This is a genomic window from Centipeda flueggei ATCC 43531 (assembly GCF_000160695.1).
In the GTDB taxonomy this organism is placed as follows: domain Bacteria; phylum Bacillota; class Negativicutes; order Selenomonadales; family Selenomonadaceae; genus Centipeda; species Centipeda flueggei.
In genome coordinates this window covers 831,111-850,583 of the sequence record NZ_GG694006.1, presented here as the reverse complement: position 1 = coordinate 850,583, position 19,473 = coordinate 831,111, and the positions used below count along the sequence as shown (strand labels likewise).

The window sequence follows — 19,473 nt, the reverse complement described above, 5'->3', positions numbered from 1 at the left end:
ATGCGATTTCTCTACAATTTAGCGGCAATTCTCATCGTCACCATCATCATACCGATCTTCATGCTGCGCGCCACACGGGAGCGCGGCTTTGTCGAGCGCATCAAGCAGAGCTTTGGCTTCTACCCGCAGGATACGATTGACAAGGTGGCGGGGAAGAACGCCATCTGGGTGCATGCGGCATCCGTCGGAGAGATCGTGGCGACGAGCCCGCTCGTGCGTGAGTTTCGCAAGGTGTTCCCCGACACACCCATCCTCGTCTCGGTCGTGACGACGGGCGGCTATGAGATGGCGCACCGCATCATCAAGGATGCTGACGCGATCATTTATTTCCCGCTCGACCTGCCGTTCCTCGCCTCGCGCGTCGTGGGACGCATCCGCCCGCGCGTCTTCCTGCCCGTGGAGACGGAGCTGTGGCCGAACTTTCTCAAGAAGGCGAAGCAGCTCGATGTGCCCGTCATGATGGTCAACGGCCGCATCAGCGACCGCAGCGTCAAGCAGTATAAGTATCTGTTCGGCATGCTGCGCGAGATGATCGGAACGGTGAAATGCTTCGCGATGCAGTCAGGGATCGATGCGGACTACATCATGCGGCTCGGCGCGCCGCGTGAGCTCGTTACAGTGACGGGCAATACGAAGTTCGATCAGGCGTATACGAGCGTCAGCCCCGAAGAGCGCGCAGCATTGATCGCGGAGCTTGGCCTCTCGGGTGCGAGCCGCATCATGATCGCGGGCTCGACCCACCGCGGGGAGGAAGAGCTGGTGCTCAACGCCTTTGCCGCCGTGCGTGCAAAGGATCCGAACGTACGCCTCATTATCGCGCCGCGCGAGGTGCTGCGCACGATGGAGGTGGAACATCTCTGCCGCAAGGCGGGGTTTACGGTCAATACGCGCAAGAACCTGCAGAAGGGGGCAGGCGGGCTGGCGAGGACATTGTGATCCTCGATACGGTCGGTGAGCTTGGCCGCGTCTACGGGCTCGGCGATGTCATCTATATCGGCGGCAGCCTCATTCCGCACGGCGGACACAATATCCTTGAGCCGGCGGCGCACGGCAAGGCGATCATCGTCGGGAATCAGATGTTCAACTTCAAGGACATCCACGCGCTTTTCCGCAATCGCAGCGCTGTCGTGACGGTCGCGAATGGAGCGGAACTGACGAAGGAGACGCTGCGTCTCTTCGCTGACGACGCGGAGCGTGCGCGCCTTGAGCGCGAGACGCTCGCGATCATCAACGAGAACAAGGGGGCATCGAAGAAGTCGGCCACAATCCTCGTTGATATGCTTGCTGCCTACGAAACACGCCGCGCTCAGCGCGCACAGGAACGGATCAGTGCCCACCGCGTGCGTGCGACCCAGAAGGTCGCGAATTTCCAGACCTATTTCATCGATCTCGTTCACGACAAAGAGGTGCACGGCGTTGCGCGCCGCCTCATTATGGGTGTGTTCTATGCATTCTCTCTCATCTATGAGCAGCTGGTCAATCTGAAGCTTGCCATGTATCGGTGGGGCTGGTTTAAGAAAGAACAGCTGCCCTGCTTCGTTATCAGCCTCGGCAATGTGACGGTCGGCGGAACGGGAAAGACTCCAACAGCGCAGCATCTCGCGCGTGCCATTCATGCGATGGGGTATCGCGCTGCGATTCTCAACCGCGGGTATCGTGCAAAGTGGCGTGGTGCCGTTGGCATCGTCTCCGATGGACATGCGCTGAAGATGGATGCGGAGACAGCAGGCGATGAAGCCTTTATGCTCGCCAAGCATTTGCCGGATGTCCCCGTTCTTATCGGTCCGCACCGCGCGGTGACGGGACGCTATGCCATCGAGCACTTCGGCGCACAGGTGGCGATTCTCGATGACGGCTATCAGCACTGGCAGCTTGAGCGCGATATGGATATCCTGCTGGTTGATGCGGTAAATGTATTTGGCAATGGCTACCTTCTGCCGCGCGGAACTCTGCGCGAACCGCTCTCGCATATCAACCGCGCGGATGTATGCCTTATGACGAAAGTCGATCAGGCGGCACCGGGGGCGATTGAGTACATCTGGGAGACGTTCCGCAGCTACAATCAGGACGGGCTCATCATGGAGAGCATCCATCAGCCCCGTCAGTTTGTCCGTCTTTCGGATTGGTTTGAGGACATTGCAGCGGGCGGTGTGCCCGTGACAGAGATGGAGGGCAGAAAGGTGCTCGCTGTCTCGGCCATCGGGAACCCCGCCTCCTTCGAGCAGACGCTTGCCGATCTCGGTGTTGAGATGGTGGAGAGCATGCGCTACCCCGATCATCACGACTACGGCGAACGCGATATGGCAGAGGTACTCTACCGTGCGGAGACGCTCGGCGTTGAGGCAATTGTCATTACAGAAAAGGATGCAGTGAAGGTGCCGGGCGATGTCGTACGCGCGAAATGGCGTATCCCGATGTATGTGCTCTCTGTCGAGGTCACCCTGCAGAAGGGGCAGGAGGTATTCTTCGAGACCCTTAAGGAGCAGCTGGCAGCAAAGCTTGGGAAGCAGTGCACGATATGATGAAGCTGCGTTTTCCGCAGCGCATCCTAGTGGGCGGGATCAGTGCTCGGCTGCCTGAGCAGCGAGGGATTCGCGCGGTGTGTCACTGCGAAAATTCAGTTATCCATAATATAGAGGTGATCGCATGAAGGTTCTCTGCATTATCCCTGCGCGGTATGCATCGACGCGTCTGCCCGGGAAACCCCTGCGCGATATCGCGGGGAAGCCGATGATCGTCCGTGTCTATGAGCGGGCGGTGCAGGCACAGCGTGTCCATGAGGTTGTCGTGGCGACAGATGACGAACGCATCCGTGCGGCGGTCGAGGAACATGGCGGTCACGCCGTCATGACGCGCGCCGATCATGCAACGGGGACAGATCGTCTCGCCGAGGTTGCCGCACAGCGGCCGGACTGCGATCTCATCATCAACGTACAGGGCGATGAGCCGCTGATCGACCCCGCCGTGATCGATGCTCTTGTCGCTCCGTTTGAGCACGACGATGCGCTCATGATGGCGACGGCAAAGACGGAGATCACGGATGCGGCGGAGATGGAGAACCCAAACAACGTCAAGGTTGTCACGGACCGCACAGGAAACGCACTCTACTTCTCTCGTGCGCGCATCCCCTATGCGCGCAATGTGGGGGCAAAGGTCTATAAGCACATTGGCATCTATGCCTACCGCAGGGACTTCCTGCTCACCTATGCCAAGATGCAGCAGACGGAATTGGAGTGCTCGGAGTCCCTCGAGCAGCTGCGTGCGCTCGAAAACGGATACCGCATCCATGTTGTTGAGACGGATGCGGTCTTTATCGGTGTTGACACGGAGGAGGATCTGGCGGCGGTCAATGCGGAGTATCGGCGACAGGGATTGATTGACCTCGGGATATGAAGTATTTATAATAGGAACTATAGTGCAATACGAAGCAGCCGAAAGGAGCCCTGAAGATGAACAAAGTGAAGCTGGCGAATTTTGAGATCGGCGGCGGTGAGCCGCTCGTCCTTCTTGCAGGACCATGCGTCTTGGAGGGATTGGAACGTTCGCTCATGATCGGCCGCGGCATCAAAGAGATCACCGAGCGGCTTGGTATTCCTTATGTCTTCAAGGCATCTTTTGATAAGGCAAACCGCTCTGCGTACCATAGTTTTCGCGGGCCGGGGCTCACGGATGGATTGAAGATGCTGGGGCGGATTAAGAAGGAACTTGGCGTTCCCGTTGTGACTGACATTCATGAGACCTGTCAGGCGGAGCCGGCAGCAAAGGTCGTGGATATCCTGCAGATCCCTGCATTTCTCTCGCGTCAGACGGATCTCCTCCATGCGGCGGCACAGACGGGGGCGGTCGTCAATGTGAAGAAGGGGCAGTTCCTCTCGCCGAACGACATGCGCAATGTCGTCGACAAGATTCATGAGAGCGGCAGTGAGCGCATCCTTCTGACGGAGCGCGGGGCGAGCTTTGGCTACAACAACCTCGTCGTCGATATGCGTGCTTTGCCCATCATGCGAAGCTTCGGTTATCCTGTGATCTTTGACGGGACGCACAGTGTTCAGCTGCCGGGCGGCGCAGGAACGAGCTCTTCGGGACAGCGCGAGTATGTAGAGTATCTCGTGCGTGCCGCCGTGGGGGCAGGCGTTGACGGCCTCTTCCTCGAGGTACATGACAATCCTGCCGAGGCACTTTCGGACGGGGCAAATATGGTTTATCTGGACAAGCTGGAGGAGCTGCTGAAGGAAGCCCTTTCCATCTATGAGATTGTGCGTAAGAAGCTGAACTAGGAGAACGCTATGCAAGAGAGTACCATCCGACAGAAAGCCGTCGAGACGCTGAAACTGGAGGCAGATGCCGTTGCCCGTCTCACGGAGCGTGTGGACAAGGACTTTGAGGCGGCAGCAAACGCTATCCTCGCGTGCAAGGGACGCGTCGTCGTGACGGGGATGGGAAAGTCCGGTCATGTTGGACGCAAGATTGCGGCAACTCTTGCGAGTACGGGAACCCCCGCCTTCTTCATGCATCCGGCGGAGGCGTTCCACGGGGATCTCGGCATGGTGACGGCAGATGACATCGTGATCGCCATCTCGAACAGCGGTGAGTCGAACGAGGTTGTCAATATCCTGTCGATCATCCATCGCATTGGTGCCCGCATCATTGCGATGAGCGGACGGAGGAAGTCCCAGCTCGGCCGCAGTGCGGACTTCTACATCGACATCGGCGTCGAACGCGAGGCATGCCCGCTGGGGCTTGCGCCGACCGCATCGACGACGGCAACGCTCGCGATGGGCGATGCTCTGGCAATGGCACTCATGGCGGTGCGCGACTTCAAGAAGGAGGACTATGCGCTCTTTCATCCGGGCGGGGCACTCGGACGCAAGCTCCTGCTCACTGTAGCGAACGTCATGCACACGGGTGATGAGAACCCCGTCGTGCCGTATCATACGACGGCAAAGGACGCTCTCTTTGTCATGACGGACAAGGGCCTTGGCGCTGTTTCCGTCGTGGATGCGGACGGAAAGTTCATTGGGCTCGTGACGGACGGCATCATCCGCCGTGCTCTCGCGAAGGACTACACGTTCCTCGACAAGGACGTGGAGAGTATCATGTTCGCCGCGCCGCTCACGATTGCGCCGGATAAGATGGCGGCGGCGGCACTTTCCGTCATGGAGAAGCATCAGCCGCGCCCTGTCACAGTGCTTCCTGTCATTGATGAAGCAGGCGTTCCCGTTGGCATCGTGCATCTGACCGATCTTCTGCGTCAGGGGGTGGTCTGATGCCGATACGCGAGGGCGCAGTTGTACGTGCAAAAAAGATAAAATGTGTGATTCTCGATGTGGACGGCGTGCTGACGGACGGGGGCATCTACGCTGCGCCTGACGGCAGCGAGCTCTTTAAACCGTTCTTTGCCCGTGACGGGCTTGCCGTTTCCCTTGCCCGCAAGGTTGGCCTGACGACGGCGATCATCACGGGGCGTGCATCATCGATTGTTGCAAACCGTGCGAAAGAACTGCATATCGACCTCGTCTATCAGGGCTGTCTTGATAAAAGGGCATCATATGCGGACATCAGAAAAAAGACGGGTCTCACAGATGAAGAGATCGCTTACGTTGGGGATGATATTGTCGATTTGCCCATTATGCGGCAGGTCGGTCTGCCGTGCGCGGTCGGGGATGCCGTTCCCGAGGTCAAGGAGATCGCGCAGATCATCGCCGCGCAGCCCGGCGGGCGCGGTGCGGTGCGTGAGATATACGAGATCATTTTAAAGACACAGGGACTGTGGGATCGTGTCCTTACGGCATTTCAGAATGATGCCGGCGACGCTGTACAATAGGAAAAGGAGGTGCGGACATGCTCTATCGTACGCTGATGCTTCTGAGCCGTATTGCCTGCCGCACGCCGCGTCCCATCCTGCTTGCCCTTGGCTGGCTGCTAGGGAATCTCTATTATCTCATCATCGCAAAGATGCGGCGGCGTGCTGTTGCACACATGATGCCCGCACTCGGCATTGATGAGGAAGCAGCGAAGAAGCTCGTGCGAGCCTCCTTTATCAATATGGCGCGAAACTTTCTCGACATTCTCGCGATGCCCATGCTGAACGAGAGCAATTTCAGAGACTACATCGAGATCGACCATCTCGAGCGGATGCAGGAGGCTCTTGCCGAGGGGCATGGAGTCGTTGTCCTCACCGGGCATATTGGCTGCTGGGAGTGGCTATCGGCGGCGTTCACGCTGAATGGGATGCCCGTCAGTGCGATTGCCAAGCCGCAGCCGAACATCCAATATACGCGTGTGCTCGATGATCTGCGTGCGACGATTCACGTCGAGATCTTCTCGCGCGGAACGAGCGAGCTGATCGCTGCGGCGCGTGCATTGAAGCACGGCAATCTGCTTGGCTTTCTTGCCGATCAGGATGGTGGTCCCGGCGGCGCGTTCATCAAGTTTTTAGGACGTACGGCATCGACACCGCTCGGTCCCGCCGTCTTTTCGCGCAAGTTCAAGTCACCCGTTGTACCTGCTTTTATTCTGCGTCAGCCGAATGGAAAACATAAGGTCGTCGTGGGGGCGATCATGCGCTGTCCGAATACGGGGGACAGTGACCGTGATCTCCATGAGTTTACCGTGCAGATGACGGCAATTGTCGAACGGATCATCCGCGAGAATCCGACGCAGTGGATTTGGTTCCAAAAACGCTGGAACACTGCGCCCGAAGAGAAAAAGACAGGGAAACACCATGTGTCAGCAGGGCAGGGGGAGAGGAACGGATGATACGAAAGAAAATCGCGGGCGGTATTGCGGCAGCGATTCTGCTCGCGCTCATCATCTGGGCTGCGGCAACGGTACCGGAACCCCCTGCATCTGATGATGCACAGTCCGGTGGGCGTGTGATGTCCTACGAGGACAATACACTCCGTGAGGAACGGGACGGCCGTTTGGTTTGGACGCTCACTGCACAAAAAATGAGCGTAGATATTGACACACAGAATACGACGATGCAGGGGATTGAGGGAATCTTTTACGGCGAGGATGGAAGAACCCTTTCTCTGAAGGCGGACGAGGGACATATGGACAGCAGCACCCACGATGTGATTCTTACGGGGGGGATCAGCGCGGAGACAAGTGACGGAATCATCCTGCGCTCCAACGCAATTCAATGGACAGCGGCAGATCGCGTGCTCTCCGCAGACGGCGATGCCGTCCTCACCCGTGATAATCTGTATGCGAGAGGCGACCGCATCGCAAGTACAGATGAGTTCCGACAGTTTACCATTGAGGGCAATGCACACATAGAAAAGGGCGGAGAATCAAAATGACGACGAAGAGACTGTATCGCAGTATCCTGCTTCTGCTCACGGCAGGAGCCGTCTGTACGGCTGTGGCGGCAGCACCGCAGAATACGGAACAGACAACCCTCTCAGCGGATCGCCTGACCTATGATACGCGCACTGGAGTAATTACTGCGGAGGGCGGCGTCCGCATGGAACAGGGGACAGGACATATTGAAGGAGCCCATGCTTCTTATAATACGAAGACACAGGAGGGAACGATTGAGGGCGCTGTACGCGCACAGCGCGATGATATGCAGCTCTCCTGCGACCGGCTTCTCGCTGCCGGACAGGAGCATTGGCAGGCAAGCGGCAGTGTCCGCATGGTGAAGGCAGACCGTACCTTTACCGGTTCCTTAGTGGACTACTATCCCACGCAGGATGATCATATTCTTGCATCGTCAGGGGGGACAATTACCAGTACGGATGGGATACTCTCGGCGGATCATCTTGAAGGCTGGCTGAAACAGAGCCGCTTTACTGGACTTGGCAACGCACATCTTATGTGTCCTGCACGTGACCTTGAAGGCGGCGGAGACCGCATGGACTACTACGGGAATGATCCGAAACCGTATGTCGTATTGGATGGGAATGCATGGGTGTTCCAGGGCAACAATATGGCACGCAGCAATCACATGACCGTCTATCTGGCTGAGGACGGTACTGCCATGACAGAGTGAGGAGCGATCTATGCATCTTGAATCCCGCAGCCTCATCAAGAAGTTCGGAAGCCGTACCGTGGTCGACCGCATCTCTGTGCGCATCGACAAGGGCGAGATCGTCGGACTCCTTGGACCGAACGGCGCCGGCAAGACGACGACGTTCTACATGATCGTCGGCCTGGAGAAGCCAACGCACGGTGATGTCTATCTCTCCGACATCTGCATTACGGACTATCCCATGTATCGCCGCGCCGAACTCGGCATCAGCTACCTCACGCAGGAGCCGTCCATCTTTCGCAAGCTCACCGTCACGGAAAACATCGCCGCGATTTTGGAGACGACAAAGCTTTCGGCGGCAGAGCAGAGGCACAAGCTGGATGCCCTCCTCGAAGAGTTCCACATTGGGCACGTCCGCGACCGCCGCGGGACGGAGCTGTCGGGCGGCGAGCGGCGGCGCGTCGAGATCGCGCGCTGTCTTGCGCTCGAACCGCAGTTCATCCTGCTCGATGAGCCGTTTGCGGGCGTCGATCCGCTTGCCGTCGCCGATATTCAGGAGATTATTGAGTATCTGCGCCAGCGCGGCATGGGGATTCTCATCACCGACCACAACGTCCGTGAGACGCTCCACATCGTCGACCGCGTCTACCTCCTCAGCGAGGGCAAGCTCCTGCTCGAAGGCGACAGCAAGACCATCGCCGAGAGCCCTGTCGCACGTAAATTCTATCTCGGCGAGAATTTCAGCCTGTAAAAAATAACCAATCTGTGCATGCAGGTTGGTTTTTTTGTTTCGTATTTTGGATAGTCCTTTTGTTTTGTGGATATACAAATTCGTAGAATATGATAAAATCAAAATTAACAGAATTTTACTGCTGTAAGGAGGAAGAAGAATGAAACGGATGAAGAAGTGGCTGTCCGTTCTCGCGGCGGCTGCGGTCGCGGGAACGATGCTCGCAGGCTGTGGCGGCGGCACGGACAAGAAGGCGGCAGGCGGCGAGGAGGAGAAGGTGCTCACGGTCTATACGGCACGCAGTGAGAGCCTGAATAACCTTGTCATCCCAAATTTTGAAAAGGACACGGGCATCAAGGTCAATGTCATTGTTGCAGGGACAGGGCCGCTCCTCAAGCGCGTGGCATCGGAGAAGGGGAATCCGCAGGGCGATATTCTCTGGGCGTCGGATCAGATGACGCTCGAGTCGCAGAAGGATCTCTTTATGGAGTATGTCTCCCCTGAGGATGCGAATATGATGGAGGCGTTTCGCAATAAGACGGGATACTTCTCTCCCGCCTTTGCTGATCCGACCGTCATGATCGTCAATAAGAATCTGGCGGGGGATATGAAGATCGACAGCTTTGAGGATCTTCTCAATCCTGCCTTGAAGGGGAAGATCGCCTTCGGTGATCCGGCGGCATCGAACTCGGCACTGCAGTCACTGATCGCCATGCTCTATGCCAAGGGGACGAACGGCGACCCCATGTCGGATACAGCGTGGGCATACGTCGATCAGTTCATCGCAAATCTTGACGGTAAGATCCTGAACAGTTCGGGCGGCGTCCACAAGGGCGTGGCGGACGGTGAGTATACGGTTGGTCTCACGTGGGAGGATCCTGCGGCAACCTATGTGAAAAATGGTGCGCCTGTGCGGGTGGTCTTCCCCAAGGAAGGTGCGATCTTCCCCGGTGAGTCGGTACAGATCATCAAGGACTGCAAGCATCCGGAGAATGCGAAGAAGTTCGTTGACTATATGCTCTCGCAGAAAATTCAGGAAGCAGCTGGCAAGGAACTGACGGTGCGCCCCCTGCGCAAAGATGTGCCGCTCGCATCCTATATGACGCCGATGAAGGACATTGCACTCTTCTCGAACTATGACGAGGGATGGGTAGCACAGCATAAGAATGAGATCGTTGCAATGTGGAATAAGCATCTCGAGAATTTCAAACAGTAGCAGACAGCCTGACAGGAGCGAATTGCTGCCGCCGCAAGGCGTGTGCAATTCGCTTTTTTCGGGAAAGGGGGGGAAACACGGTGAGTGTATCCATTCATATTGACAATGTCGTAAAAAAATATAGTGATCACACAGTCATCGACGGGCTGTCTCTCGATGTTCGGCCGGGTGAATTCTTTACACTGCTCGGACCGTCGGGCTGCGGAAAGACGACGCTGCTCCGCATGATTATTGGCTTCAATTCGATTGAGGGCGGTGAAATACGGATCGGCGACCGTCGCATCAACGATGTCCCGCCGAATCAGCGCAACATGGGAATGGTGTTTCAGAACTACGCCATCTTCCCGCACATGTCAGTGCGCGATAATGTCGCATTTGGTCTGAAGATGCGCGGTGTCAGCGCAGAGGAGATCGACCGCCGCGTCGACGAGATCCTTCGTGTGGTGAAGATCGATGCGCTCCGCGATCGTATGCCGACGGCGCTCTCAGGGGGGCAGCAGCAGCGTGTCGCGCTCGCACGTGCCATTGTCATCGCACCAGAGGTTCTGCTCATGGATGAGCCGCTCTCCAATCTCGATGCGAAGCTGCGTGTGGAGATGCGCAACGCGATTAAGCAGATCCAGCGGCAGATCGACATAACGACCGTTTATGTTACACACGATCAGGAGGAAGCGCTTGCCGTCTCCGACCGTATCGCGGTCATGGAGGGCGGCGTTGTCCGCCAGATCGGCAGCCCGCAGCAGATCTACCGCCGTCCTGCCGATGTCTTTGTCTCGACCTTCATCGGCCTCTCGAATCTCTTTGACGGGGTCGTGCGGTCAGAGGCCGACCGCAAGTCAGTTGAGCTTCTGCCGGACTACCGCGTGCCAATGCAGAATCTTGCCGCTGAGGCGTTTGACGGACAAGCGGTGGTCGTCTCCGTTCGCCCGGAGGAATTTATCATAACGGAGGGCGAGGGGGATGGCATCCCCGCCGTTGTAAAGAGCAGTGTATTCCTTGGCCTGACGACGCACTATTTTCTCGAAACGGCGCAGGGGCGGGCAGTCGAAGCGATCCGCGGTCAGGAAGACGGTGCCTTGCTCGCCGACGGCACACGCGTTACCCTGCGCGTCAAGGCGGAGCGCATCAATGTTTTCCGCGCTGATGCGGAGACGACGTTGATCGAAGGTGATCTGTCATGAAGGGCGGCGCGGGAAAAAATCTATCGTTATGGTCGATCCTCAGTATTCTCATCCTCGCAGCATTTGGCATCTTCGTCCTCTATCCGCTTGTGCTTGTCCTCTATAAGAGTTTCGTCGATCCAGTCTCCGGCGGGGTGACATGGGACTACTTTGCACGGTTCTTCACCAAGCGATTCTATTGGGAGACGATGGTGAACAGCCTCTGCGTCACGGTCTGTGCGACGCTGCTCTCGGCAGCACTCGGTCTGCCTATGGCGTATCTGATGCGCAGCGTGAAGATACGTGGGAGCAGTTTTCTCAACATTCTCATCGTCATCTCCTATCTTTCGCCGCCGTTCATCGGCGCATACGCATGGATTCAGCTGCTCGGGCGTAATGGTGTCATAACGCAGCTGGTGAACAGTGCCTTCGGTCTTTCCTTTGACGGTGTGTACGGCTTTGCGGGGATCCTGCTCGTCTTTACGCTGCAGTCCTTCCCTCTCGTCTATATCTATGTCTCGGGCGCGCTGAAGAATATGGACAACTCGTTGAACGAGGCGGCGGAGAGCCTCGGCTGCGGGCGCATCGGGCGGATTCGCCGCATTATCGTGCCACTCGTGATGCCGACACTTCTCGCAAGCTCACTGCTCGTCTTTATGCGTGTTTTTGCCGACTTTGGTACGCCTATGCTGATCGGCGAGGGCTACAAGACGATGCCTGTCCTCGTCTATACACAGTTCATGGGAGAGGTCGGCGGCGACGATGGATTCGCCGCGGCGATCTGCGTCATCATGATCGGACTGACCCTTGCCATGTTCTTCGCTCAGCGGATACTGGCACGGCGGAGTACCTATGCCATGACGGCACTCAAGCCGATGAGTGCAGAGCGTGCGGCGGGGCTGCGCACTATCGCCGCCCATGGCTTTGCCTATCTTGTGACAGGGCTTGCGATCCTGCCGCAGGTCGTCGTGATCTATACGTCGTTCCTCCGCAGCAACGGCGGGCAGGTGTTTACGGGCGGCTATGCGCTGCAGAGCTATGAGGCGACGCTCTTTGCGAAGGATAACGATGCGGTGCTGAACACCTATCTGCTTGGGATACTCAGCATTGCCGTCGTTGTCGTGATCGGTGTTCTCGTCGCCTATCTGAGCATGCGTAAGAGAAATGCGGTCAACAATGCGCTCGATACGATTACGATGTTTCCCTTTATCATCCCGGGCTCGGTGCTCGGCATTGCCTTCCTCTTCGCGTTCAACAGTCCGCCGATTGTCATTAGCGGGACAATGCTCATCATGATCATCGCGTTCAGTGTACGACGGATGCCGTATACGGTGCGATCGAGTGCTGCTGCCCTCGGACAGATCAGCCCGAGCATCGAGGAGGCGGCGGTGTCGCTCGGCGCATCGGAGATGACGACGTTCGCGCGCGTGACCGTTCCGATGATGCTTCCGGGGGTCTGTGCGGGTGCGATCATGAGCTGGGTGACGATCATCAGTGAGCTGAGCTCGTCGATTATCCTCTATACTAATGCCAATCAAACACTGACTGTCTCGATCTATACGGAGGTCATACGCGGCAATTATGGGAATGCCTCCGCCTATGCGACCATCCTCACGGTCACGTCCATCCTCTCCCTGCTGCTCTTTTACAAAGTGACAGGGCGGCGCGATATCAGTATCTGATCCACTCTTTCTGATCGTGCCGGTCAGACGCCGGTGATACGATTGAAAACGAGAGCGTTGCATTTGCAGTGCTCTCGTTTTATAATATTTCGGAAAGACTGATTATATTGGAAGAGAAGGTGAGAGGATCCGTGGCACAGTCGGTTCGCTTTCGCACGTATATCCGCCGCCTTTTCATGCGTTCCATCCTTGTCTTTATTGCACTGATGCTCGTCAGCTATGCTGTGTTTGTCGTTTTATACTATGAAGTCTGCGTTGTTCGTGAGACTGAGCAGGAATGCGCGGCGATCGCAGCGGTGGCGGATGCCGAGTGGCAGCGTTATGATGCGGGGGTACAGAGCCTTGCCCGCATGGAGGATGTACGCGGTGCATTGGATGGGCAGACAGTTACGGAGGCATACCGCCGTCTCTATGCATTCTCGTTCGCAGGCCCTTTGCGCGCCGATTTTGCCTTGCTGCGGGAGGACGGGACAGTATGCGCGTCGAATCTTTACGCGGTAAACAGTGACAGTTTTGCCCGTCATGATGGTATCCGCAGGGAACTGTTGCGTTTGAACCGGACGCCGGATGCAGCAGTGAGCAGCACGGTACTTTTGCCGCTTGCCTACGATCAGGGGGCAGTGTATGCCTTTTCTGCTGTTGTGCCTGGCGAGGACGGCGGAACGGCAGGCTATCTCGTCTTTGCCCTGCGGACCGAGGCGTTCCATGCACTCGCCATACGCGGCGGCGCCGACCAGGTTGTACTGATGGACCCCTTTGACCATGTGATTTTCGCAACGGATCGCCTGACAGAAAAGACGCTTGGAAAGTTTACGGCATCGGTGGAGGAGAGCGGCAGAACGGAAATAGATGGGCAGCCTGCCTATGCCGCTGTGCAGTCCTGTGCGCAGGGGCGTGTGCGCGTTGTCACGATGACCTCGCTCTTGCGGCAGCAGCAGCTTGCCGCGACGGGGGCAGTCTTTCTGCTCACGCTCAGTGTGTTGCTCCTTCTCTCCATGCCGGTGCTCACGCGCAGGGTGACGGAGCGCAGCCTGCGCTCTGTCGACGGGCTTCTGCGTGCAGTACGTGCGTGTCGGGACGGCGATATGGGACCGCAGGATCTGCCGCAGAGCTTCTATGAGTTTGACGTCCTCTATGCAGACTATAATGCGATGCTTGCGCGCATCCGACGTCTGCTCGCACGCAATGCAGAGCTCGCCGAGCGCAAGCGCCGTATGGAGGTACGTCAGCTTAAGGGACAGTTCAATCCACATTTTGTCTTTAACGTAATGGAGGCACTGCGCTATGAGATCCTCATCGATCCAAAGCGCGCCTCAGAGATGGTTGTCGCCTTTGCCCGCCTGATGCGCTACGGCATTCGTGCGAGCGGGGACATGGCAGAGCTTGCCGTGGACATCCGCTATGTGGAGGATTATCTGACCCTCCAGAAGATGCGCTACGGCGATCGGCTGACCTACGATATCGTGCTCCCTGCGCAACTGCGCAGCTGCCGTGTGCCAAAGCTGCTCCTTCAGCCGATCGTTGAAAACAGCATTGTCCATGGACTGGAGCAGACGCGTGAACTGCGCCTGCGCGTCGAGTGCCGCGCGGAACAGGGAGATCTGCTGCTGTGCGTGATAGACGACGGTCCAGGCATGACCTCGGCAAAGTATACAGAGATCTGCGCTATGCTTGCGTCGGCGTCGGCAGAGCCGGAACACATCGGCCTCTACAACGTGCATCGGGTGCTCCGCCTGCTTTACGGCGGTGCCTATGGCGTGACGATTGCGGAGTATAGAAACGGGCTGAAGGTCATCCTGCGGATGCCGCTGCAGCAGGGGGAAGAACATGGATAAAGTTTTGCTCGTTGAGGATGAAGATATCATTCGTCGCGGACTCCTCTATGCGGTGGATTGGCTGAAGGAGGACTGTGTGGTTGTCGGCGAGGCAATGGACGGCATAGACGGACTGAAAAAAATCGATACACTCCGTCCGGATATTGTTATCACTGATGTGAAGATGCCGTACCTCGATGGGCTCGGGATGCTCGAGCAGAGCCGAGATCGCGGCTATGAGGCGATCATTCTTTCGGGGTACGATGAATTCAGCTATGCCAAACGCGCAATCTCTCTCGATGTCGCGGAATACCTGCTGAAGCCCGTGGACTTCGATGCGCTTCATGAGAGCCTTGTACGTGCGAAGGAGCGCCTGCGGAGGAGGGCAGAGACGCAGCGCCTGGCGCAGGAACATGCCGCATCTGCACCAGTGGAGATTTTTCCCTCGGCGGGGGCACCGGTCGGCAAATATACGGGAAAACTTCTGCGCCGCATTCGCGCGGACTATGCAGAACGACTGTCGCTGCGGGATATTTCCGCCGAGTACGGTGTGTCCGAGACATATCTGCAGAAGTGTTTCAAACAGGATACGAAGTACACCTTTAACGATTTCCTCAACCGCTACCGCATTCTGCGGGCGGCGGAATATCTTCGTGCGGGAGACGGGCGAATCTATGAGATCGGTGCACGCGTCGGGTTTCAGGACTATAAGTACTTTACGCTCGTGTTCAAGAAATACATGAACTGCACACCGGGACAATTTCGCACGCGAAGCGAACGGGATGCGGCAGATGAATAGAAAAAGCCCCGACCCAGTGCAGGTCGGGGCTTTCGCATCGGTTCTATGCGATGTAGCGATAGTAGGCGTCGAGCAGGAAAAGTGCGCCTGCGATGCCGATGGTGACCATGCTGCCGCGCGTGACGAGCATCATCTGCGTCTCTGTCAGACGATCTGCCGCATGGCGGCGCGTGTATGTCAACCCGAGTGAAAGCGTCAGCAGGATGTACATGGTGATCGTCAGCGTATCAAGAGTGTCCCATGCCGCGATGACGAGGATCACGGACATCGCCATCAGAATGAGGAGAACGTAGTCCTTGCCTGGCGGACGCTGTTGTTTTTCTTCCTGTTGCGGCGCTGTCTTGCTTTGCAGCTTTTTTAACATTTTTGCCATAAGTATTCGTCCTCTTGTCTATTTATTTGCTGTAATAATGTTAGTATATCATAGAAAAATCTTTATTGCCATATGGTAATTCGGCAGGGATGATGCTATAATGAAAATCATCTGAGGAAGACCGTATCATTGGACACGGGGAGATGAGCCCTGTGCGGGTTTTGTGGAGGGGTTTGAGAAATGTCAGTAGCAAAGAAAATTGTGCTGAGCGTCGGATTCCTGGTGGTTATGTTTGCTGCCTACGGATTCTATGCGAATCATTCAAGCAGTACGCTGAATGAAAATACGGTCAGCGTATTCAAGTGGGCGCATGTTATCAATGTGGGCAGCCAGGTGCAGGCTCTCTCGGCCGACGGGCGTGAGTATGAGCTGATGCGCATTATGGCGCCGAACGAAGCAGAGCGTTCCCGTGCGGAAGGGCTCATATCCCAACTCACACCGAAGCTGAATAAGGCATACGAAGAGTATGAGCAGGCCATCCAGGAGGCACCGTTTCCGAACGAGTCGGATCGTTCACAGAAGCTTGCACGCATCAGCAAACTAAAGGATGAGCGCAAAGAATACGCCGATGTGCGTCAGCGTGCGACGGATCTTATGGATGCAGGCGATCATGATGCGGCAATCACTTTGGCTCTCAATGATCAGTCTGATGTTTATAAACGTATGACCGAACTCTTAGAGGAGGACAAGGCGGACAGCGTACGTCTCGCGCGCGCGGAGATGGCATACAGTGAGGATGTTTTCTCAGAGGTTAAGACGACGACACTGATTGCGCTCGTGATCGTTGTTATCCTGTCGGTTATTACCCTCGTCCTGCTCCTTCGCAGCATCAAGAGGTCGGTCGATACGATTCTGGATGGGGCACGTCATATTGCCGGCGGCGATCTTCGTTCGAAGATCGAGCTGGACGGCGATGATGAATTTGCACATATTGCACATCAGTTTAATACGATGGTCGAGAGCATGCAGAAGATGATCCGCAAGATCAAGGCAACGGCAACGGATGTTGCCGGCTCGTCCGAGGAACTGACGGCGAATGCAAACCAGTCGGCACAGGTGACGCAGAGCGTGGCGCAGTCCATCACAGAGGTTGCAGAGGCGGCAGAGAAACAGGTGGACATTGTCCACAAGAGCCATGAGACGGTTGAAGAGTTCCAGAAGGGCCTCGAAGAGGCAATCACCAATCAGCGTCATGCACGTGAGCAGACACAGGCGACGGCAGAAAAGGCGGCAGAGGGTAATGCCTTTGTCCAGTCGACGGTCGAGCAGATGAACTCCATTGCACAGACGGTTCAGCAGACGAGTGAGATCGTCAGCAAGCTAGGTGAGCGTTCAAAGGAGATCGGCAACATCGTCGAAATCATCTCGAATATCTCGGGTCAGACAAACTTGCTTGCGCTCAATGCGGCGATTGAGGCGGCACGTGCCGGCGAGCATGGACGTGGATTTGCTGTTGTTGCCGAAGAGGTACGCAAGCTTGCTGAGGAGTCACAGAACGCCTCACAGCAGATCTCTGAGCTCATCCGCAGCATTCAGGATGAGACGGACCAGGCGGTCGCCTCGATGGAGGAAGGACGCCGTGAGGCCGAAAAGGGCAAGGAGAACGTCACGGCAACGGGCGAAAGCTTCTCCGAGATCCTGAAGATGGTGGAGGATGTCAAGAAGGCATCGCTTGTCGTCAGTGATCACGTGCTGCATCTGCGTGAGAATATGGGGACGATCATCAATGGCATGACTGAGGTGGATGCCTCGGCAAAGGGGATCGGCAGCGAGTCGCAGAATGTATCTGCGGCAACGGAAGAGCAGGCCGCCGGCATGGAGGAGATTGCTTCCTCGAGCCGCAGCCTGGCCGATATGGCAAACGATCTGCAGACAGAGACGGATCAGTTCAAGGTGTAAATGGATGAAGGGAATCCGCGCTGACTTTCAGCGCGGATTTTTCTTTGTGCAGCACATACGGCATGGCTGGACTTGCTGTGAGGGGGGCGGCTTTGAGATTGTTTTGCGGGAAGAACTGCGCGAAGGGATGTGCTGCCATACGGTGACGGCAATTAAAATTATTTCTTGACAGAAAACCTGTCTCTTGTTAGAATAATATCCGTTGATTGACAGCACTGTTAGGATGCGGAAGTAGCTCAGTGGTAGAGCACCACCTTGCCAAGGTGGGGGTCGCGAGTTCGAGCCTCGTTTTCCGCTCCATTCTGCGGAAGTAGCTCAGTGGTAGAGCACCACCTTGCCAAGGTGGGGGTCGCGAGTTCGAGCCTCGTTTTCCGCTCCATCGTTTTTCATACCTGCGCACAGCGCAGGTTTTTTTGAAGAAGGGCGTTCTTTGACGCTCTCCCCTTTGCTTGGGGCCTATAGCTCAGTTGGTTAGAGCAACCGGCTCATAACCGGTCGGTCCTTGGTTCAAGTCCAAGTGGGCCCACCAATCGAAATGAGAGCATCGCGCAGGTGATGCTTTTTTATTTTTGTGAGGGAGGCGAGGAGATGATTGAGGCGGCCTTTGTGCATGTCGTACGTGCGGCGGGGGCGCGCGTTTTTCGTGTGGGCGGATGTGTGCGTGATTGCTTCCGCGGGGCAGAGGCAAAGGATGTTGACTATGTGCTGACGGGCATTACGAAGGAGAAGTTCTGTGCGCTCTTTCCGTGCGCGGAGAAGATCGGCCGCACATTTCCCGTCTACCATGTCCGCATCAACGGCATGTGCTGTGAGGTTGCCTTTGCCCGCAGAGAAGTCAAGACAGGGATGGGCTACCACGGCTTTGATGTCGAATTTGATCCTTCTGTGTCGATTGAGGAGGATCTTTACCGCCGTGATACGACGATGAACGCAATGGCAGTGGAGCTTCCTGCAGGTACGCTCCTTGATCCTTACGGCGGACGTGCGGACATTGCGGCAGGCATCATCCGCGCCGTATCTCCCCACTTTTCGGAGGATCCTGTACGTGCCCTGCGCGCGGCACGGCAGGCGGCAGAGTTCGGGTATCGGGTGGAGAAGGAAACATTGGGACAGATGCACGCCTGTGCGGAGGAACTGGGCCATGAGCCGTCCGAGCGCCTGATGGGAGAACTGCGGCGCGCACTGATGACGCCGCGCCCCTCGGTGTTCTTCCGGGTGCTGCATGCGGCAGAGCTCCTCACGGTGACGTTTCCGGAGATCGCGGCACTTGTCGGGCAGACGCAGCCGACGGAGTTTCATCCCGAGGGCGACGCCTATGCTCATACGATGGCGATGCTCGATGTTGTCGCGGAGAGGTCAGACAATATCATCGTTCGCTTCTGTGCGCTCGTGCATGATCTTGGCAAGGGGAGAACGCCGCAGGAGATGCTGCCGCATCACTACAGACATGAAGAAACAGGGCTTGAGGCACTCGCATCATGGAATCAACGCATGACACTTCCCCATGATTGGAAAAAGGCGGCGGCGTTTGTGATCCGTCAGCACATGCGTGCGCCGCGCCTGACGCATCCCGGAAAGATCGTGGATCTCCTGTTTGGAATTGAATCATCAGGGCTCTCTGTCGCGGACTTTAACGTTGTGATTCGTGCCGATCACGGCAGTCTGCCGCGGTATCTCCGCTGCGGAGAGGCATATCTTACAGCGATGCGCACGGTTACGGGGCGTGACGCGCCGCCTGCGCTGCGCGGTGCGGAAATTGGTGCATGGCTGCGTACGGCGCACATCGCCATCCTGAAAAAACTCTTGTTGGAGAAGGAATAAGCGT

17 protein-coding genes, 3 tRNA genes and 1 pseudogene are annotated in these 19,473 nt (G+C 56.7%); 20 read left to right on the top strand and 1 reads right to left on the bottom strand.

Annotated features, from left to right (window positions below; all coding sequences use genetic code 11):
- From lpxK to HMPREF0908_RS04005, 14 genes and pseudogenes are all read left to right on the top strand, one after another.
- Window positions 1–2,522: pseudogene (gene lpxK / locus HMPREF0908_RS04070) on the top strand (tetraacyldisaccharide 4'-kinase).
- A 124-nt stretch (window positions 2,523–2,646) separates the two neighbouring features.
- Window positions 2,647–3,393, top strand: a complete 747-nt coding sequence (gene kdsB, locus HMPREF0908_RS04065; protein ID WP_006690167.1) for a 3-deoxy-manno-octulosonate cytidylyltransferase — start codon at window positions 2,647–2,649, stop codon at window positions 3,391–3,393.
- Window positions 3,394–3,449: 56 nt separating this feature from the next.
- Complete coding sequence (kdsA, locus tag HMPREF0908_RS04060) at window positions 3,450–4,277, top strand: 3-deoxy-8-phosphooctulonate synthase (protein ID WP_006690166.1); 828 nt, start codon at window positions 3,450–3,452, stop codon at window positions 4,275–4,277.
- Window positions 4,278–4,286: 9 nt separating this feature from the next.
- Window positions 4,287–5,267 (top strand): KpsF/GutQ family sugar-phosphate isomerase, encoded by a 981-nt coding sequence (locus tag HMPREF0908_RS04055; protein ID WP_006690165.1) that lies wholly within the window; start codon window positions 4,287–4,289, stop codon window positions 5,265–5,267.
- Entirely contained in the window at window positions 5,267–5,824 is a 558-nt protein-coding gene (locus HMPREF0908_RS04050; RefSeq protein ID WP_006690164.1) for a KdsC family phosphatase, read from the top strand. Before HMPREF0908_RS04055 ends, HMPREF0908_RS04050 begins: the two co-directional genes overlap by 1 nt.
- A 17-nt stretch (window positions 5,825–5,841) precedes the next feature.
- Window positions 5,842–6,759, top strand: coding sequence for a lysophospholipid acyltransferase family protein (locus HMPREF0908_RS04045; RefSeq protein ID WP_006690163.1), 918 nt, complete (start codon window positions 5,842–5,844; stop codon window positions 6,757–6,759).
- On the top strand, window positions 6,756–7,304 hold the full coding sequence (gene lptC, locus HMPREF0908_RS04040) for an LPS export ABC transporter periplasmic protein LptC (protein ID WP_006690162.1): 549 nt from the start codon (window positions 6,756–6,758) through the stop codon (window positions 7,302–7,304). Before HMPREF0908_RS04045 ends, lptC begins: the two co-directional genes overlap by 4 nt.
- Window positions 7,301–7,996 carry an LptA/OstA family protein gene (locus tag HMPREF0908_RS04035; protein ID WP_006690161.1) on the top strand — a complete coding sequence of 232 codons (696 nt, stop codon included), beginning with the start codon at window positions 7,301–7,303 and terminating at the stop codon, window positions 7,994–7,996. The genes lptC and HMPREF0908_RS04035 overlap by 4 nt, the downstream gene beginning before the upstream one ends.
- Window positions 7,997–8,006: 10 nt before the next feature.
- On the top strand, window positions 8,007–8,726 hold the full coding sequence (gene lptB, locus HMPREF0908_RS04030) for an LPS export ABC transporter ATP-binding protein (protein WP_006690160.1): 720 nt from the start codon (window positions 8,007–8,009) through the stop codon (window positions 8,724–8,726).
- Between the two features lie 139 nt (window positions 8,727–8,865).
- Window positions 8,866–9,921, top strand: a complete 1,056-nt coding sequence (locus HMPREF0908_RS04025; protein ID WP_006690159.1) for an extracellular solute-binding protein — start codon at window positions 8,866–8,868, stop codon at window positions 9,919–9,921.
- 80 nt (window positions 9,922–10,001) lie between these two features.
- Entirely contained in the window at window positions 10,002–11,102 is a 1,101-nt protein-coding gene (locus HMPREF0908_RS04020) for an ABC transporter ATP-binding protein (protein WP_006690158.1), read from the top strand.
- Window positions 11,099–12,763 (top strand): ABC transporter permease, encoded by a 1,665-nt coding sequence (locus HMPREF0908_RS04015; RefSeq protein ID WP_006690157.1) that lies wholly within the window; start codon window positions 11,099–11,101, stop codon window positions 12,761–12,763. The genes HMPREF0908_RS04020 and HMPREF0908_RS04015 overlap by 4 nt, the downstream gene beginning before the upstream one ends.
- A gap of 131 nt (window positions 12,764–12,894) precedes the next feature.
- Complete coding sequence (locus HMPREF0908_RS04010; RefSeq protein ID WP_245522901.1) at window positions 12,895–14,598, top strand: sensor histidine kinase; 1,704 nt, start codon at window positions 12,895–12,897, stop codon at window positions 14,596–14,598.
- Complete coding sequence (locus HMPREF0908_RS04005) at window positions 14,591–15,376, top strand: response regulator transcription factor (protein WP_006690155.1); 786 nt, start codon at window positions 14,591–14,593, stop codon at window positions 15,374–15,376. The genes HMPREF0908_RS04010 and HMPREF0908_RS04005 overlap by 8 nt, the downstream gene beginning before the upstream one ends.
- A 43-nt stretch (window positions 15,377–15,419) precedes the next feature.
- On the opposite strand, the gene HMPREF0908_RS04000 is transcribed toward HMPREF0908_RS04005, so the two are convergent.
- Complete coding sequence (locus HMPREF0908_RS04000; protein WP_006690154.1) at window positions 15,420–15,749, bottom strand: hypothetical protein; 330 nt, start codon at window positions 15,747–15,749, stop codon at window positions 15,420–15,422.
- Window positions 15,750–15,929: 180 nt separating this feature from the next.
- Here HMPREF0908_RS04000 and HMPREF0908_RS03995 point away from each other — a divergent pair, with 180 nt between their 5' ends.
- The 6 genes from HMPREF0908_RS03995 to HMPREF0908_RS03975 all read left to right on the top strand — a co-directional run bounded on the left by HMPREF0908_RS03995 (window position 15,930) and on the right by HMPREF0908_RS03975 (window position 19,469).
- Window positions 15,930–17,648, top strand: a complete 1,719-nt coding sequence (locus HMPREF0908_RS03995) for a HAMP domain-containing methyl-accepting chemotaxis protein (protein ID WP_006690153.1) — start codon at window positions 15,930–15,932, stop codon at window positions 17,646–17,648.
- 4 nt (window positions 17,649–17,652) lie between these two features.
- Window positions 17,653–17,817, top strand: coding sequence for a hypothetical protein (locus HMPREF0908_RS11015; RefSeq protein WP_006690152.1), 165 nt, complete (start codon window positions 17,653–17,655; stop codon window positions 17,815–17,817).
- 56 nt (window positions 17,818–17,873) lie between these two features.
- Window positions 17,874–17,948, top strand: a tRNA-Gly gene (locus tag HMPREF0908_RS03990).
- A 4-nt stretch (window positions 17,949–17,952) separates the two neighbouring features.
- A tRNA-Gly gene (locus HMPREF0908_RS03985) sits at window positions 17,953–18,027 on the top strand.
- 73 nt (window positions 18,028–18,100) lie between these two features.
- Window positions 18,101–18,177, top strand: a tRNA-Ile gene (locus HMPREF0908_RS03980).
- A gap of 59 nt (window positions 18,178–18,236) precedes the next feature.
- Window positions 18,237–19,469: a tRNA nucleotidyltransferase/poly(A) polymerase-related protein gene (locus HMPREF0908_RS03975; protein ID WP_040572517.1), complete on the top strand. Its 1,233-nt coding sequence runs from the start codon at window positions 18,237–18,239 to the stop codon at window positions 19,467–19,469.
- The last annotated feature ends 4 nt before the right edge of the window (window positions 19,470–19,473 follow it).